The 17,490-nt window shown below is 45.9% G+C and carries 10 protein-coding genes and 1 pseudogene; 9 read left to right on the top strand and 2 right to left on the bottom strand.

All coding sequences use genetic code 11. The features are described from left to right. Positions 1-123 precede the first annotated feature (123 nt). Both LPB68_RS05860 and LPB68_RS05855 read left to right on the top strand, forming a co-directional pair. Entirely contained in the window at positions 124-1,722 is a 1,599-nt protein-coding gene (locus LPB68_RS05860; RefSeq protein ID WP_068659315.1) for a helix-turn-helix domain-containing protein, read from the top strand. Between the two features lie 144 nt (positions 1,723-1,866). Continuing rightward, the gene (locus LPB68_RS05855) at positions 1,867-2,853 is read left to right on the top strand and encodes a glycoside hydrolase family 43 protein (RefSeq protein ID WP_068659317.1); all 987 of its coding nucleotides are present in this window, start codon (positions 1,867-1,869) and stop codon (positions 2,851-2,853) included. Between the two features lie 328 nt (positions 2,854-3,181). Here LPB68_RS05855 and LPB68_RS05850 read toward each other — a convergent pair whose 3' ends face one another. Further along, positions 3,182-5,116, bottom strand: coding sequence for an amidase family protein (locus LPB68_RS05850; protein WP_232510252.1), 1,935 nt, complete (start codon positions 5,114-5,116; stop codon positions 3,182-3,184). A gap of 583 nt (positions 5,117-5,699) precedes the next feature. On the opposite strand from LPB68_RS05850, the pseudogene LPB68_RS05845 reads away from it, so the two are divergent. After that, a pseudogene (locus LPB68_RS05845) lies at positions 5,700-5,900 on the top strand (RNA polymerase subunit sigma-70); the annotation flags it as partial. 833 nt (positions 5,901-6,733) lie between these two features. Here the strand turns inward: LPB68_RS05845 and LPB68_RS05835 are convergent. Then, positions 6,734-7,555 carry a helix-turn-helix domain-containing protein gene (locus LPB68_RS05835; protein ID WP_068658902.1) on the bottom strand — a complete coding sequence of 274 codons (822 nt, stop codon included), beginning with the start codon at positions 7,553-7,555 and terminating at the stop codon, positions 6,734-6,736. 111 nt (positions 7,556-7,666) lie between these two features. On the opposite strand from LPB68_RS05835, the gene LPB68_RS05830 reads away from it, so the two are divergent. From LPB68_RS05830 to LPB68_RS05805, 6 genes are all read left to right on the top strand, one after another. Beyond that, positions 7,667-8,806 (top strand): DUF2264 domain-containing protein, encoded by a 1,140-nt coding sequence (locus tag LPB68_RS05830; protein ID WP_068658908.1) that lies wholly within the window; start codon positions 7,667-7,669, stop codon positions 8,804-8,806. Positions 8,807-8,842: 36 nt separating this feature from the next. Continuing rightward, positions 8,843-9,958, top strand: a complete 1,116-nt coding sequence (locus LPB68_RS05825; protein ID WP_068658899.1) for a glycoside hydrolase family 88 protein — start codon at positions 8,843-8,845, stop codon at positions 9,956-9,958. 1,022 nt (positions 9,959-10,980) lie between these two features. Then, positions 10,981-11,961 (top strand): ABC transporter permease, encoded by a 981-nt coding sequence (locus LPB68_RS05820; protein ID WP_068658898.1) that lies wholly within the window; start codon positions 10,981-10,983, stop codon positions 11,959-11,961. A 60-nt stretch (positions 11,962-12,021) separates the two neighbouring features. After that, on the top strand, positions 12,022-12,900 hold the full coding sequence (locus LPB68_RS05815) for a carbohydrate ABC transporter permease (RefSeq protein ID WP_068658895.1): 879 nt from the start codon (positions 12,022-12,024) through the stop codon (positions 12,898-12,900). A 52-nt stretch (positions 12,901-12,952) separates the two neighbouring features. Next, the gene (locus LPB68_RS05810) at positions 12,953-14,467 is read left to right on the top strand and encodes an extracellular solute-binding protein (RefSeq protein WP_232510239.1); all 1,515 of its coding nucleotides are present in this window, start codon (positions 12,953-12,955) and stop codon (positions 14,465-14,467) included. A 147-nt stretch (positions 14,468-14,614) separates the two neighbouring features. Then, positions 14,615-17,191, top strand: a complete 2,577-nt coding sequence (locus LPB68_RS05805; RefSeq protein ID WP_068658893.1) for an AraC family transcriptional regulator — start codon at positions 14,615-14,617, stop codon at positions 17,189-17,191. Positions 17,192-17,490 lie beyond the last annotated feature (299 nt).

Raw genomic sequence — 17,490 nt, 5'->3', positions numbered from 1 at the left:
TAGTATCTTGAAGACAGCATAACAGAAATTTATCGTAGTATAATCAGGACAGGACAATTGTGACCCGGTCAATCATTACTTATTCAGTAGCTATGATATGATCAATAGAAGGGGGGAAGTTAGATGAAGAACATAACTTTCGGAGATTGTTTGGCGGAGCTTCTTGCCATTCGTGAATGGTCAGCGGCCAAACTTGGGAGGACCCTGATGGTAGATTCATCCTATGTTAGAAGATGGATTCGTGGTGAACGAACCCCCGCACTAAACTCTGGGTATGCTGAACGAATGACAGAAGCACTTTGCGAAGGATTAGATAAAGCATATCGGGAAGCGCAACTTATTGCTATCCTTGATTTCGCTAGCAATGACCAGGAATCTAAGGAACGGGATCGACCTGTTCATGAAGTTGTCCAAGAACTCCTACATCGGTCACAGGTGTATTCATTATCGCTAGGACTTGCGAATGGAAACTCCTATCGACCAACTGGTAAAAGGAAACATACGTCAGATACGGATGAACTTCATATTCGTGGTACTGCAGAGTCACTGCCACCCACGAGTGAGAAATTCACTTTCCCGACGGAGCATATTCCCAAAGTTATCCAAGGAAGGGAAGGCATTCTGAAGGCTGCAATCGCCATGTTGAAGGAAGCATTAGAGGATTCGTCAATAGAGAAATCTGGAGAACTACTCCTCACTTTTCAAAGCGAGCGGGATTTATTCGAAGGTTATCCAGAGCTTCGCAGATACTGGTACGAGACAGTTGTTCAAGCATTGAATAGTGGATGGACGGTTAAGCACGTTAGTCGCTTGACCAAGAATGTCAATCGTTCATTCCGATTAGTTGAAGAAATACTCGATTGGACGAACTACCCTGGAAGCTACTTCTTGTACCATTTTGGCAAGTATGGACTGAATAATCCCCCTTTTGAAATGATGGTGGTGAAGGGAAAGGGTGCAATACTCGGATTTGCCGCAGGCAATCATACAGAGATCGATTCTGGTATCTATCTTGATGGAATAGATGCGGTGGATGTGATAGCAGGTTATACGGGACAGTTATTCGCGAATGTTGAACCGCTCTTACGACGTCTTGAAATTGAGGAATTCTTCGAGCTAAATTCGATGAAGGATCGAAAGTCAGGCAATCATCTGCTGTATATGCAGGATCTGTCTTTTTTGACCTTACCACTGGACATCATTAAGAAATACATCCAAGTGTCAATTGTCGACGATGAGATACGACTGGTTCATTTGAGGAGAATTGAGGATAGTCTTCAATCATTCTATCGAGACATCGGACATTATCGAATGCGTCATATCTACCCTATGAGTATATTTGAGCGTCTTGTGAAACTTGGTAGGTACGACAAGAATCCATACTATTATCCCGAGGGAGAGGATATCGCTAACCACCTTAATCATATGATAGGGTTGTTGGAAGATTATGATAGCTTCGAAATCGCTCTCATCAGTGACAGTCAATCTCAGTTAATCGGTAATACCGAATGGGATATTAAAGGGGATCATACCGTTCTAATCGGCGTTATGCCACGAAATTACGATAGAGATCATGTAGAGTTACTTGCTATTACTGAGACTACAATAGTAGGCGCTTTTCAAGGGTATTATGAAGAAATTTGGGAGCGAATCCATCCACTTCATCGTGACAAAGACTTCGTCATCTCATGGCTCCGAGATTTGATAGGCTTTTATCTATAATTATTAGAGTAAGTTCTTTAGTATGAGTATTGGAGAGGAGAGTAGGATAGTGTAAAATAGAAGCAAGATATGTAAGCGATTGCATAAATATTTATCGCGATCCTATCGCGGGTAACATGCAAATAAGCTAAAAAGGAGTATACTATGAAACCATACACCAAACCAAACCAACCACTAGTGAACCACATTTTTACCGCCGATCCGTCTGCTCATGTATTTGAAGGTAAAATCTATATCTATCCTTCACACGATCTCGATCATGATGGGCCAGATAACGATAATGGGGACCAATATGCTATGGAGGATTACCATGTATTATCTATGGAGAATTTCGATTCTCCTGTCGTGGATCATGGAGAAGCTCTTCATTTGCGTGATATTCCATGGGCTTCAAGCCAACTTTGGGCGCCAGATGCTGCTTACAAGAACAATGTATACTATTTGTTCTTTCCAGCACGCGATCAAGACGGAATCTTCCGAATTGGGGTTGCAACGGCTTCTTCACCTGCAGGACCGTTTAAGCCGGAGCCAAATTATATCAAGGACAGTTATAGCATAGACCCTGCCGTGTTTGTTGATGAAGATGACCAAGCTTATATGTATTTCGGTGGTCTCTGGGGAGGGCAATTGGAAAAATGGCAGACAGGCAGCTTCGACTCGTCGCAAACTGAGGGACCCGCAGCAGACAAGCCTGCGTTAGGACCACTCGTGGCATTGCTAAGTGAGGATATGTTGTCATTTAAGGACAAACCGTTTGAAATTTCGATAGTGGATGAAGAAGGCAATCCGATTCTTGCGGGTGATGAGGAACGGAGATATTTTGAAGGGCCATGGGTACATAAATACAATGGATATTACTACCTATCTTACTCGACGGGGACTACACACAAGCTGGTTTATGGAATTAGCAAGAACCCGCAGGGTCCGTATACATTCAAGGGGACAATTCTTACTCCTGTTATCGGCTGGACCACGCATCATTCCATCGTCCAGTTTGAAGATAAATGGTACCTCTTTTATCATGACTGTTCGCTGTCTGATGGCGTCAATCACAAACGTTGCGTGAAATATACGGAACTAAAGTATAATGCTGACGGAACAATTCAAACGATAGATCCGTATGCTGAATAAAAAATTTGCAAAATAATTCTGAACCGTTCACGATCACAAAGATCGTTGAACGGTTTTTTAACGCTATTCGGCATGCGGCGGCCTTCCTGTCAGTACACCCGAAGGATCGGTGACAAGTCTCTCAAACCTTGAAGACCGGGTTTTGATCACAAAATGATTTGAGTTACTTCAAAATTGACCGGGAATTGAATTCCACTTTTTTTACATGGAGTGTTTAACAAGGAACCATATCAATCGTGAGTACGAGGAAATTAATACTATGTATCGCAATAAAACCCTGAGGAGTTTAAGTTCCTCAGGGTTTTATTGGTTATTGTATCGGAGGCTGTTATGGCGTTAGTACAGGAGTGCGGCGATGCTGCGTACTTTGCTCGAAAGAGTAAGCAAGTTTGATCAAAGTCGGTTCGCTGAACGGACGGCCGATGAAGTCCATGCCTACAGGCATGTTATCGGTTGTAAATCCTGCCGGAACCGTTACAGTTGGATACCCTGTGAATGAGCTGAGTTTAAAGCCGTCGCCAATGGTTTGGTCTCCGTCAATTTTCACAATTTGTTTGGCTGATGTTGGGAAGATCAGGGCGTCAAGGTCGTTGTCCGCCATCATTTTCAGAATCGCTTGCTGTGCCAGACGGGTACGATATAGCACAATATCTTTATATGTCTCATCTTCCAGTGATCCTATATTGTTCCGATCTTTCAATTGCTGCGCAATGGAAGGGTCGAACAATCCGGTAGTAATAATATCGGATAATGTACTGTATGGACGGTTATCACCAAGCGTTGTCAAATAGTCGTTGAATTGGAACTTGAATTCCCAAGCACTCAAGCTTCCAAAACTATTGATTTGCGTAAAGTTCGGAATTGAAACATTGTCGATGAGCGTTGCTCCACCTTGTTTCAACTCTTGAATAGCATTCGTCATCACGGTATTGATCTCGCTATCCGTACCGAATACATCGCGAACAATGCCAATTCTTGCACCTTTAAGTCCTTCCGAATCAAGATAGTCGAGATAAGAATCTGGGATATTGCCTATGCTACTTGCTGTCGTCACATCATTAGGATCATAACCTACTGTTGCGTCGAGTACTGCTGCGGCATCTGCTACAGTTCTAGCGATAGGACCTCCTGTATCTTGGGTTAAAGCTAGTGGCATAATGCCATCTCGGCTCGACAATCCGATGGTAGGACGTATGCCGACCAGATTGTTGAAGGAGGAAGGTACACGAATCGAACCACCGGTGTCGGAGCCCATGCCAACAGTAGCAAAGCTCGCTGCTATCGAAGCACCTGTACCGCCACTAGAACCGCCCGGCACTCTTGTCAGATTATATGGGTTAAGAGTCTGCCCACTGATCGAGCTTGTTGTAGTATAGCCAAAAGCAAACTCATGTAAATTCGCTTTGGCCAAAATGATAGCCCCGGCTTCTCTCAGCTTCTTGACTTGGTAAGCGTCGTCTGCCGGTACACTATCCTTAAGTGCTAGTGATCCGCCAGTAGTTGGCATATCTGCGGTATCGAAGTTATCTTTCAATATGATAGGAATGCCATGTAGAGGACCACGAGATCCTTGATCACTGCGTTCAGCATCCAGCTCCTTCGCTAGTGATATGGCTTGATCATTCACTTTGATTATAGAATTGAGTTTCGGTCCATTATCGTCGTATTGCTCGATTCGATCGAGATAAAGTTGGACGAGTTCTTCCGAAGTCAATCTGCCGGTTTCCATTGCGCTCTGGATTGAGGTGATCGAAGCTTCTACAGGATTGAATGGTTGCAGATACTGATAGAGGCGATATGCGATAACGGCTGCATCCGTTTTGGTTAGTGTTTGCTCATAGCCATACCTACTATCAGAAAATCCTTTTATAAGACCAGAGGTGGAAATGACTTCAATAGAGGGTAGATAAGAGCTTGATTTTACGTCATTATATGCGAGATTCTGTGAATAAGGCACATCAATAATTTGATCGAGCAAGACGGCAGCTGTTTCGCGTGTGACTACATCTCCCGATTTATATGCTATATCTTGATCATAACCTGCGGCATCGGCAGCAGTGTTCAACAGATTGACGAATTCGGTGGATGTTACGACACTTTTTCCGTTTGAAGAAGTGATAAAGTCTTTCGGAGTCCAGTCCTGTGCGAGGAATGAGGTTATCTCGGTGCTTTGACTAGTTGTGGCGTTAGCTGCATGAATGGGCGTTGCCAGTGGTGCAAGCATAAGTATGCTGGTCAGTACACTGCTAATTGTTCGCATCATTATTTTCTTCTTCATTGTTTCTATCACTCCTCTATGTAATATAACCTAACTTATCATAGAGTTATAGAGTTTGTCAAAGAGTATTATGTTAGATTTCATGCTATATAATGGAATTATTATTAAAATTAATTGGATTTTATATCAATGATGTTATCTTTTGTTACATAAAGGATTTAGTGAAATGAAATGGTATTAGAACTTTAAAAAGACTTCAGAACTCCCGCAGACCAATAGGAGTAATTGATTAATAACGATGCTGCTGACGGATATAATATCATGTCCCTTATAGTACCCAATAGTTTGGAAGAGATAGTTATTAATTTGAATATATTGAATGAGATGATTAAGTCAAGAAATAGACTATGGATTTATGACACACGATATTTGGACTGATGATCATATATTGTAATTCTTTTCAAAAGCCGCCACTACACCTGGCGCTTTATTTTATATCCTCGTTTTCCCGTACATGCACTTCTAGGCCGTCGCCCACATAGACTAAAGAACAGACTTCAATGTTCGTCTAGATCGGGGGCCAGTGGCTTCCTGTCTAATGGAAACCAACTTGGGGGTGTTCGGTTCAATGCCTGGATTGATCTCAGCGATTGCGCTGTTTGTTAAACAGCTAACACTACTGGTCTCGTACGTCAAGAATAATGCCTTTCCCCAGCCACTATCCGAAAAGGATGAGAGCAAATACTTACAATTAATGGCCGAAGGGGACGGCTACGCACGTAATATGCTTATTGAACATAACTTGCGGTTGGTAGCGCATATCGTTAAGACATTGTGAACACGAAACGATGTCAGGAAAAGGTGCGGTTTGTGATGTGGGACGAGTTGTTTACTACAAAATTGTTTACAGCGAAGATTAATCAAGGGGAACCGTATCATAAGTAGGGCGAAAGTTTTGGCATTAGCCGCTTGTTGGGCGCGGAAATTTGCCCCGTAGGGGGAGGGTGGGAGTTGGTCCGCTGTAGGGTAAGATTGCCGCGCAGTTGGGCTCGTGCGGGCAGATTCGACGTGCCAATGGCAGGGGCCTCTTAAAAGCCTTCGGATTCTGCCGGGGAAGGAAAAAAGTCTTTGATGCTCTCTTCGAAATCCCCAGGATGTCGTAATTTTGTTTGAAATGTTAATCCCTTATTCAGGCTTGCTTTTTTGAGCAAAACGTAACAGGTTCCCCGAAGAGATTTGACTTGGATTTCCGAGAATCTGCCCGTTTTGTCCCTCATAATGAAATCAACTCCGCGACATCGACCTCATCCCCTAGGCTCTACCAAACAACACATTAGTTGATAAGTGTGGAAGTAGACTGAACCATGGATAGAAAAAGGATCATTGCCTGAAGCAATCGATTGACCAATCGGTCTGCGAAGGAGCCTATTCTTCTCACCTTATTAACTGCTTCTTTGGAGGTCACAGCCTCCAACTTCTTTAAAATGCAGCTTTACGACCGTCTTAGCAACATTTGCACCGATGTATAGGTTAAGCAAAGTAAGTATCGCTGATTCGTTAAGAAGAGAGGAATAGAGTTTAGAAAATCTACTTGACAGGGACATCGATACATTTCGCTATCAAGTAGATAGAAAAAGTACGCTCTAAGCAACCGTTCACCATTTATCCAGTGGGAAACGGTTGTTTATCTTCTACAGTAGATAAATCCTCACTTCTAAATCGATATTGCCTTGGTGAAATGCCAACAAACTTTTTGAATTGGCGCATGAAGTGAGTGTCATTTTCGTAACCACAGGTACTAGCAATTTGACTTACTGACATCTCGCTGTGATCCAAAAGATATTTCGCATGCTCAAGCCTCCCGCTTATCATATCCGTCATTACGGAACAACCAAATAACTGCTTATAGATATGTTGGAAATAAGATTTACTCAAACTTAACCGTGCAGCCAGTTCAGTCACAGAAACGTTCTGGAGAGGAGAACGATAGAGTTCACTACGTAATTCGTTAAATCGGATGTAATAACGATTCAGTTGATGAGGAGCCGTTCGTTCCCGCAAATCACTTAATTTCATGAAAAAGGACCGAAGATCGCAGTCTATAATACGCTCACGCAACGATCCGTTAAACCGGTTAATATTCTGTAGTTCCATGATGTACCTAGAAATCAGTAGCGGATCAGATGCTTCAATGGGAGTATCCAGAGGGAAGTTTAATTCTGTAAGAAATTCATTCATATTTTCGCCATAACAATGAAACCAATCATTAATGAAAGGACTCTTTATTTCACAGTAAGCATGCGGGGTATCAGGTTGAAAAAAGACAAATGTATTCTTTTCGACGATCAACGTGTGGTCATTTAATTTTACCTCTGCATTACTATTAAAAAATACAAAAGTATAATGACCAGAACCTTTCGGACGATTTCTTATAATTCCTTCATGGTGGATGGTATGATAACCGCATGAAATTAACTTTAGCATCCGTTCACACTCCTAGCACGATAGGTCAGTTTTTGATGATTATAGTTTATTGTGGAGGAGTATACAATGGTCTATACTTTTATAAACTACATCTTGGTGAAAGGGGAACATATGTGGAACGATAGGAAGTATTGGGTGGATACCTTAGTTCAAATTACACAGCCTGTTCTAAAATCATTATCAGAACGTCGGATGGTGTTAGATATGCCTATCGAAGCGAGAGAAGGTGATCGGTCCAATTACACATACTTGGAAGCATTAGGACGTACCTTATCCGGAATGGCACCATGGCTTGAACATGGGCCACGTTCTGGAGAGGAGGGAGAAATTCGATCTAACATGGCAGTCATGGCGAGGCAAGCCATCGAGGCAGCTACTGATCCAACTTCCCCGGATTATATGAATTTCGTAAAAGGTGGACAGCCTTTAGTTGACGCAGCCTTTCTTGCCAATGCAGTTCTCCGTGCTCCAAACGAGCTGTATGTATTGCTTGATGAAAAAGTGAAAGCAAATCTAATTTCAGCTTTGATATCTACGCGTGTGATCCGTCCTATTTTTAGCAATTGGCTCTTATTTAGCGCCATGATTGAAGCCGCTCTGTTCCGCATGGGCGTAGAAGATTGGGATCGTATGCGTGTAGATTATGCTTTAAGACAACATGAGCAATGGTACAAAGGGGACGGTGTGTATGGGGATGGGCCTGCGTTCCACTGGGATTATTACAACAGCTTTGTCATTCAACCCATGTTGGTCGACATATTGGATGCAATAGGAGATCAATTTGGAGATTGGGCTACACTACAAGTCAATGTGTTGAAAAGAGCAGTACGTTATGCAGCCATTTTGGAACGGTTAATATCGCCTGAAGGGACCTTCCCTCTAATGGGCAGATCACTTGCTTATCGTTTTGGGGCATTCCAGCATCTGTCTTTAATGTCCCTTAGAGAAGAACTCCCAGAAGAACTGTTACCAGCTCAAGTCCGTTGCGCACTTACGGCCGTAATCAGGAAGCAGATTCAGATGCCGGGTACATTCGATGATAACGGTTGGCTTCGCATTGGCTTTGTCGGCAGTCAACCCGAAATTGGAGAAGCGTATATTTCGACAGGTAGCTTATATCTGTGTACGACGGTATTTCTAGCGTTGGGACTATCACCAGAAGCTGAATTCTGGCAAGGAGAGGCAGAGTGGACTGCGCTGAAAGCATGGTCTGGTGGAACAGTCCAGTTAGATAAAACAATTTCAGGTTAAATGTAGGCGTTCACGATAGGAAGGGAGAGATTATGGATGACGGTCGAAACAAATTGGGTACAAGAAGCATGGAATCAAACGAAGGCAAAAGTGATGCGTGTTCATCAGCGCATCGGAGATGGATTCCCCCATGCAAGTCAAAATGGAGAATACCAATTGGAACGAGCCTCCTGGTGGACTGCTGGCTTCTGGCCTGGATTGCTGTGGCTTATTTATCGAGATACGCAAGATGAGGATATTAAAGCATCCGCAGAATCATGCGAGCGCCAGTTGGATGTTTTATTGACCGATTCCAATACAATAGATCACGATATTGGTTTCATGTGGACTCTAACAAGTGGAGCAAGATATAAGATTTTAGAAACAGATGATTCAAAGCGAAGGGCTTTACTTGCCGCCAATCTTCTCGCTGCGCGCTTTAACGTCCAAGGCAACTTCATCCGTGCGTGGAATGGTAAAGATCTTGCAGGTTGGGCCATTATCGACTGTCTGATGAATCTGCCACTGTTGTATTGGGCATCAAGCACAACAGGAGATCCGCGATACAAGTACGTCGCAACCAAGCATGCAGATACCGTGTTGAAGCATTTTTATCGGGCTGATGGATCGGTTGCCCATATCGTATCTTTTGACCCCGATACCGGAGAAAAGCTTGAAGTGAAGGGAGGACAAGGCTACTCACCTGAATCGGCATGGTCACGCGGAGCGGCATGGGCGATCTATGGTATGAGCTTGAGCTATCATTACACAGGCAACCAACAATACTTGAATGCCGCCCAAAAAACGGCTCAATTCTTTTTAGCTAATTTACCAGAAGATCATGTTCCTGTTTGGGATTTCCGTTCGCCTGAAGAGGCCTCTACGATCCGTGACTCATCGGCTGGAGCCTGCGCAGCTTGTGGGCTTCTGCTTTTAGCAGACCAGGTTGACGGAGACGAGGCAAGGATCTATAGAGAAAGCGCGAAAAAAATACTGCATTCATTATATACAAATTATGGAGCCTGGGAATCGGAAACTGAGGAAGGTCTTATATTACATGGAACGAGTAATTACCCCGGAAAGCAAAATGTCGATGTCCCATTGATTTACGGAGATTATTACTTTACGGAAGGAATCTCCTTGTTGATGGGTTACCGAGATCGCTTCTGGTAGAGTAAATGCTTGTATTGGTTTCTGCTGTATAATGGTCTAATTATTATTATTCCATTTTATAAGAAGCGAAACCAACATGAGCTTTTTTATTTCTCCATCAATGTAAGCGGTTCCATAAAAAACTTATACTTATAACGGATTCAAGAAACTTTTATGATCTTTATCAGCGGTTCATGCGGACGCTCAAACGTAGCCGGCATTCGTATGGGCACGGACGAATCTGCTGTGGATTTCAGAACTGACTTACAAGATTAAAGACAATGTTAGAATCATATTCCTGATGACTGTCGTAACGTTGATCGTATCAATGAGTACAGGCTTCGTGCTGTCACTTAATTAAGAGACCCAAATAGTGTATGTGGACAATCCGTGCGCACTTTCGCTCAGTGTAAGAGAAAGCTACGATCTGGAAAGCGCTAAACTGGCGGTAGAGACGTTCCTTGTCGAGGGAGGCATCAACGACTATCAGACAGACGAAGATCGGCAGATGTACGTGTTCCTCAAAAGCGGCGGAAGCGGAGAGGGATGAGAGCGATTCCACCCTTCGCTCTTCGTGTGTCCGATCGCAGGAGACTTGTCCGCGATTCTCTGATAAATAAGGAAAGCTAGCCTTTGGAAGTGTCTCAGCAGGAAGCACGGGGCGCCATGCTTCCTGCTAGAGGATGTGAAGCTGTATGCGTCACGTTGAAGTAGGTGATTCAATTTAAATAGGGTACACTTTATCGACTTCAGAGGTGAAAAGATGCCGTAATCCGCGAAGTTAAGCGAATTGATAACGTTTGCAAGAAAGGTCAATGCCCGGAAATTCGAAGGAGGATTAGCTTGTTTTCGGACTTTTTCTTCTTGGTTTTCGTTAGCGCACACAATATATGATACGCCTTTACTTCGTTAAATAGATTGCCGCAAAAAGCGTCGATTGCCGGAAACCTTCTCAGCCCCTATGCTGACATTAACCGCTCCTAAGCATGCCGGTACGGATGATCCGGGTGATCGGTAAACCAGCAGATGGAGGTGTGGGGAATATGGATTCCCAAATGGACACAGCCGGCAAAACAAAAATAGAAAGCGCATACAAAAAGAGCCTGGCTACGGAGCGAAGACGAAGTATCTGGAACGGCGTCAAGCGCGATCGCTTTTTGTATCTGCTTGCGCTGCCGGGCATCGTGTTCTTTATCCTATTTAAGTACGTGCCAATGTGGGGAATCGTGATCTCATTTCAAGATTATTCGCCTTATCAGGGTATGTGGGCAAGTCCGTGGGTCGGTTTCGAACATTACATCCGTTTCTTTTCGAATCCCGACTTTCTGATCTTGTTCCGAAACACGATGGCGATCAATTTGCTGTCGCTGGTCTTTTTCTTCCCACTGCCAATTTTGTTATCGGTCATGATGAACGAGCTGCGCGGCAACAAGTTCCGTAAAACGATCCAGTCGATCGTATATCTGCCGCATTTTCTGTCTTGGGTCATTATCGTCGGCATTACGTTTCTTCTTCTGTCTACCGGTGAAGGCATCATCAATCAGCTTCTGGTGGCGGCCGGTCTGAACAAAATCGACTTTTTGACCAATTCCAATTACTTCTGGGGTCTGCTGACGGTCCAGTCGATCTGGAAAGATGCAGGCTGGGGTACGGTATTGTTCCTTGCCGCGATGGCCGGGATCGATCCTCAGTTGAACGAAGCAGCGAAGATCGACGGAGCGGGACGCTTCCGGCAGATCTGGCATATTACTTTGCCGGGCATCCGTTCGGTCGTAATCATCCTACTTATTTTGCGGATTGGACATATTATGGACGTTGGCTTCGAGCAAGTCTTCTTGATGACGAACGGCGCCGTATCCGAAGTTGCAGATGTATTCGATACTTATGTGTACCGGCTTGGTATCAAGCAGGGTCAACTCAGTTTCAGTACTGCTGTCGGCGTGTTCAAATCGCTTGTAGGTCTGATCCTGGTTGTCGGAGCGAACAAGCTAGCCAAGAAATTCGGCGAAGACGGCGTTTATTAAAAAAAGGTTCATAGGAAGTTCCAACCGGTTTGAAGAAATGAAAGGAGGCGCGAGTGTTTTATGCTCCAGTCCAAAAACGATCGTCTATTCAATGCGACCAATCTATTTTTTCTGATTGTGATTGGTCTGGTCACGTTGTTTCCTTTGTATTACGTGCTGGTCGTGTCGTTCAGCGACCCGGCAGAATTCATTCGCAACAAAGCGACGCTTTTCCCGAAAAAGTGGAGTCTCGATTCTTACCGATATTTGTTGTCCACCGATTCTTTTATGCGTGCAATGGGCAACAGTGCATTTTTGGCTACCGTCGGCACGGTTCTCAGTTTATTTGTGACATCCTGTCTCTCTTATGCCCTGTCGCGAAGACGACTGCAGGGGCGGCGGGTGATGATGTTGTTGATTCTGCTGACAACGCTTTTCAATCCCGGTATTATTCCGCCGTACCTGTTAATCCGTGATCTCAATTTGATCAACAGTATCTGGTCGTTGATTCTGCCGGCGCTGACCAGCGGGTGGTATGTATTATTGATGAAAGGTTTCTTTGACAGTATCCCGACCAGCCTGGAAGAAGCAGCACGTATCGACGGCTGCAACGATATCGGCGTCTGGTGGCGTATCATTCTGCCGCTGTCACTGCCGTCGCTGGCCGCATTTGGCCTATTTTACGCCGTAGCGTACTGGAACACCTTCTTCACTGCGTTGCTCTATATCAACGATTTCAACAAGCAGCCTCTTCAAGTCCTACTGCAAAACATGCTGATCGACTCGTCGACGGCGTCGGGAGGAACGGCAGCGGTCGAGATGACCGCCGAGCAGCAGATTCCGTCGGAAACATTGAAAATGGCCGCCGTTGTAATCGCAACCGTTCCGATCTTGATGGTCTATCCATTTTTGCAAAAACATTTCGCAAAAGGCGCGATGGTCGGTTCGGTGAAAGAGTAAGCGCAGGTACAGGCAAAATTAATTATCTATCCGAATAAAAGGGGAGATTCAAATGAGTAAGAAAATGGGAACAAAATTGGGGTTGGTGTCCATTATGGCGCTGTCCCTGGTTACAGCGGCCTGTGGCAGTAAAAATGCGGCGTCCGGCGTGCCGGAAGATGGAAAGCCGATGCCGATCAGCATCATGTCGATGTATTTTACACCTGAACCGCCCGGAGCAGACAATGTAATCGTTCAAGAGATCGAGAAGAAAACGAATACCGATCTCAATATCACGTGGGTATCGCCGAACAGCTACGCCGACAAGGTAAACGTTACGTTGGCGTCGGGCGAAATTCCCGATCTGATGCTGGTCGACGATCCCTTCTCGGCTCAGGTACGTACTATGGTGCAGCAGGGCGCATTCTGGGATCTGACGTCTTATATTCAAGACTACCCTAACCTGTCGGGATTTCCGGAAGAGTCTTGGATAAACACCAAGCAGGCCGACGGCAAAAACTACGGGATTCCTCGGGTACGTCCGGTCGAAGGAGGCCCATTCCTGTTCCTGCGTAAAGACTGGCTGGACAATGTAGGCATGGAAATTCCGGAAACGACAGACGAATTTTACGAAGTGCTCAATGCATTTACGAAAAACGATCCAGATGGCAACGGTAAAGACGATACGATCGGATTCACAGGATTGGTCAATCAAAATAATATCGGCAGCTATGGGGCAATCGTCAGCGCATTCACACAAAATACCGGAGATTGGAAAGATGTCGACGGCAAGCTGGTCAACGTTAACCTGATGCCGGAAATGCGCGAGGGTCTGGAATGGTTGAGCAAAGCTTATGCTGAAGGGTTGATTTCGGAAGATCTCGCCGTTCTGAAAGAGAGCCAGACCAAGGACCAACTGAATGCGGGCCGTGCGGGCGCCGCCGTCAACACCGTCGAAGCAGCGTGGGAGCCGATGGAAGCGAATTTGAAGAGCAACCCGGACGCGGATTTTCTGCCGCTCACCTCGATGAACGGCTGGACCAACAAAGACGGCGGATTCTTCGGGATGTTCGTGATTCCCAAAACGGTATCGGAAGAAAAAATGAAAAAACTGCTTGAACTGATGGACTACGGCGCGTCGGAAGAAGGCGGAACGCTGGCCAGCTACGGTCTGGAAGGCGTTCATTATACCGAAGAGAACGGAATCAAGCTGGCGACGGAGCAGGCCAAGACCGATATCGTTGCCTCGCAGGCACTTGGTCAAATCTTCATGTATTATGACAAATATATGCGCGCGTATCGGGGCGGTATGCCGCAGGAGATCTTGGATCGGAACAAAAAGATTATCGATGAGCGTGCGGAAATAAGTGTTCCTGACAAAGCGATTGGATTGTATTCGGAAACGAATATTTCGGTGGGACCTGAGCTGGCGAAGAATCTTCAGGATATGAAAACCAAAATTATACTCGGCAAGCAGTCGCTGTCGGATTGGGACAATTATGTCGAGAAATTGAAAAACGATTCGGATCTGCAAAAAATTACGGATGAGCTGAACCAGGCTTATGTCGCCCGTCAAGCGGCGCAATAAGCGGCTGGAGGAGTCATTCCGAAAAAGAAGAATGTAAACAGGAAAGCCTCCGAAACGGGGGCTATCTTGTAGTTATTCCCTTTTTTTCATAAAATTATGTAGTGTGTAGACTGTTAATAGTTTTTTAGAGAAAACGGGGGAAGGGGAGTGACTGATATTCGAAGCTGGCATAATTTTCGGTTGCTGAGTCGAAGCCGGGAAGGAAAAGGACGTTTTTATCGTTACAGCCTGATTCTGGCGCTGTGCATGTCGAGCATCCCGACAGCGGTTATCGGTTTCTCGTCTTATGTGCTCGGTACCGAGCATATTGAACGCGAGGTGATGAGCAGCCACCGGACACTCGTTGAACGATCGGCAAAAAGTATGGACGAACTGTTCGTGCAGGTGGAACAGTCTGCGGCCCGTTGGTCAGTAGATCCGAGACTTGACGGCGATCTGAGAAGAGCAGATCTTCGTATGGAATACCAGAGAACCCAAGAGCTGTATCGCTTTCTGGGACTGATGAAGGCGTCATATCCTGAGCTGAAAGATGCAAAGCTGCTGATTGCTCGCAACGAGCCGCTTTTGCTGTCGGATACAGACGGGATAAGGAAGATTTCGTTCACAGAAGATAGTAAGCGGTTTCAAAATATTATCGATGCCCCGTCCGCTTTGTATTGGCTGGATGATTTTCGCTGGACGGCTTCCGAGAACGGAGAGGTCGTATTGGTCCGGAAGCTGCCCAGTTACGGAGATCCTTATGGAGCTCTTCTATTAAACCTGAACAGAGATCAGATTGAAGAACGGATGCGCCGGGCATCGTTCGATGATAAAGGCGCTTCGTTTCTATATGCAAGTTCCGGATCACCCTTAATCCGCATGTCGGATGTGCCGTCGGACGATCCGATGCGAACCCCGACTTTCGAATCCACGCTGCGTGAAGAGCTTCGAACTCAGGTCTCGGACACACCGGACTCTTATCTGTTCAAATGGCATGGCAAAACCTACTCCGTCTCCCATAGCCAACTGCAGCGTCCGGGGGTCGAATGGACTTATGTGATAGTGTCGCCTTTAGAAGCGCTAACTCGCCCTGTCGTGCTGCTCTCACGTTCGCTGTTGGGTGTCAGTTTGGCCGGTATGCTACTGGCGCTGTTGGTCGCCTGGTTGGCTTCGCATCGGTTGCACCGGCCGATCGGTCGATTGGTAGAAATCCTCGGCAGCCAGTTTTTACCGGCGGACAGGGCTGCCGGGACGGCAGAAAAGTCTGAAAAAGAAAAAGCCCTGAGCGGGCTGCTTCGAAAAACCCGCATAAGCCAGCGGTCCAAAAACGGACCTGGCGGTACCGGAATAGAGAACGCCATGCATCCATACGACGAGCTGGATTATATCGAGACGAGTTGGCGCGGTCTGGCTGACGCCAAAAAAGAAGCCGAAGCCCGGCTCGAACACACGTATCCCGAATTGAGATCCGCCTTTTTGATACAGCTGATGCAGGGGCATTATCAGACATTGAGCGAGCGGGAACTGCTATCGCGAATGGAAAGATTCGGATGGTCGATCCATCCCGACGAGCGGCTGTCAGTTTTCTTGATGCAGATCGGGGTGCTATCTACGCCGGAATCGAAGTTCCATGAAAAAGATGAACTGCTGATGACGTTCGCTGCAGCCAACGTAGCCCGTGAATTTGTGGAGCAGCGTATGAAACGTGCAATCGTTGTGAACTTTCAGGATTCGACCGCTGTCGTACTGATTCCTTATTCCATAGATGAAAGCTGCGTTACGGCCGAGACGGATCGAGAATATATGCACGGTTTGCAAAGTTCAGCCGGAAAGATCCAAGGTGATGCTGCAAATGAAGAAAGCGATGGACAGCCACTGATCGCACTGTGGAAAACGCTGGCGGGAGAGTTGGCGGGCACGGTACGCTCTGTGCTTCGGCTACAAACCTTGGTGTGCATAGGCAGTGCCTCCGAAATTCTGGAAGTGCCGGAGCTGCTTCATTCCCTGCGAGGTGCGCTGCGTCATATTCCGCACGACGAAGATTGTCGGGTTCTGCATCTCGACGAAGGGATGCCGGATCTAGTAGATGAGCAGAGTACTTATCCACTCGAGCTCGAACGTGAGTTGCTCCGCTGCGTCAAACTTGGCCAAATCGAGGAAGCGGCCGAGCTGACGGATGAATTTATCGATGAGCTGGCGCGCCGAACGGCCTCGAATCCGGAAATGCGTAATCTGACTTTGCGTTTGCTCGGCAGTCTGCTACACACGATGATGGAAAACGGCGCTCAATCCGAGAACGTCGACCGTATGGGACTGTATGAACGTCTTGCCACTATACGTCAGCCTAAAGCGATGGCCGCCTTTGTGCGTACACAGGTATTGGAACCTTATTGCCGCGGGATTGACGGCTCCGAGCGGCTGTATACTGATCGTCTCGCGGAACGAGTTAAGGAGGAGCTCGAACGTGATTATACGGCAGATTTCTCGCTGGAGAGCTGCGCGGAACGTTTTGGCGTCAGTTCTTATACGCTCAGCCGCTCATTCAAGCAGGCACATGGCAAAAACTTCGTCGATTATGTGATGGAACTTCGTCTTGAACGGGGCTGCGAGCTGCTGTGCACGACCGATCTCAAAGTGAACGAGATCGCCGAGTCGGTCGGGTATCATCCCTCGTATTTTATCCGGCTGTTCCGCAAGCAGAAAGGCATGACACCCGGGCAGTACCGAATGAAGAAAAACGGATAAAAAACGCGTAATCAAACTTTTTGCTTATCTGTCTGTCGTATTAACTTTTAGAAGAGCAAGCATGCGATGTACGAATACGGCTTGGCAAAAAAACTTAATCCAGAATTAGTTTCATTCATTATGCCGATACGTTGGTACGTCGCTTAATCTACATTGAACAAAAGCAAAGGAGAACGACCCCGTACTGGAGTTCACCTTGCGTTCCCCTGTATTATCCCTCTATTACCTCATGAGTTACCATCTGTGCATAGGATTCACCCAAGCTAATCACTGATTCCGACTTCAATGAAAAGCAACTG

This window comes from Paenibacillus crassostreae (assembly GCF_001857945.1).
In the GTDB taxonomy this organism is placed as follows: Bacteria; Bacillota; Bacilli; order Paenibacillales; family Paenibacillaceae; genus Paenibacillus_AQ; species Paenibacillus_AQ crassostreae.
This window is presented reverse-complemented; position numbering and strand designations above follow the sequence as displayed.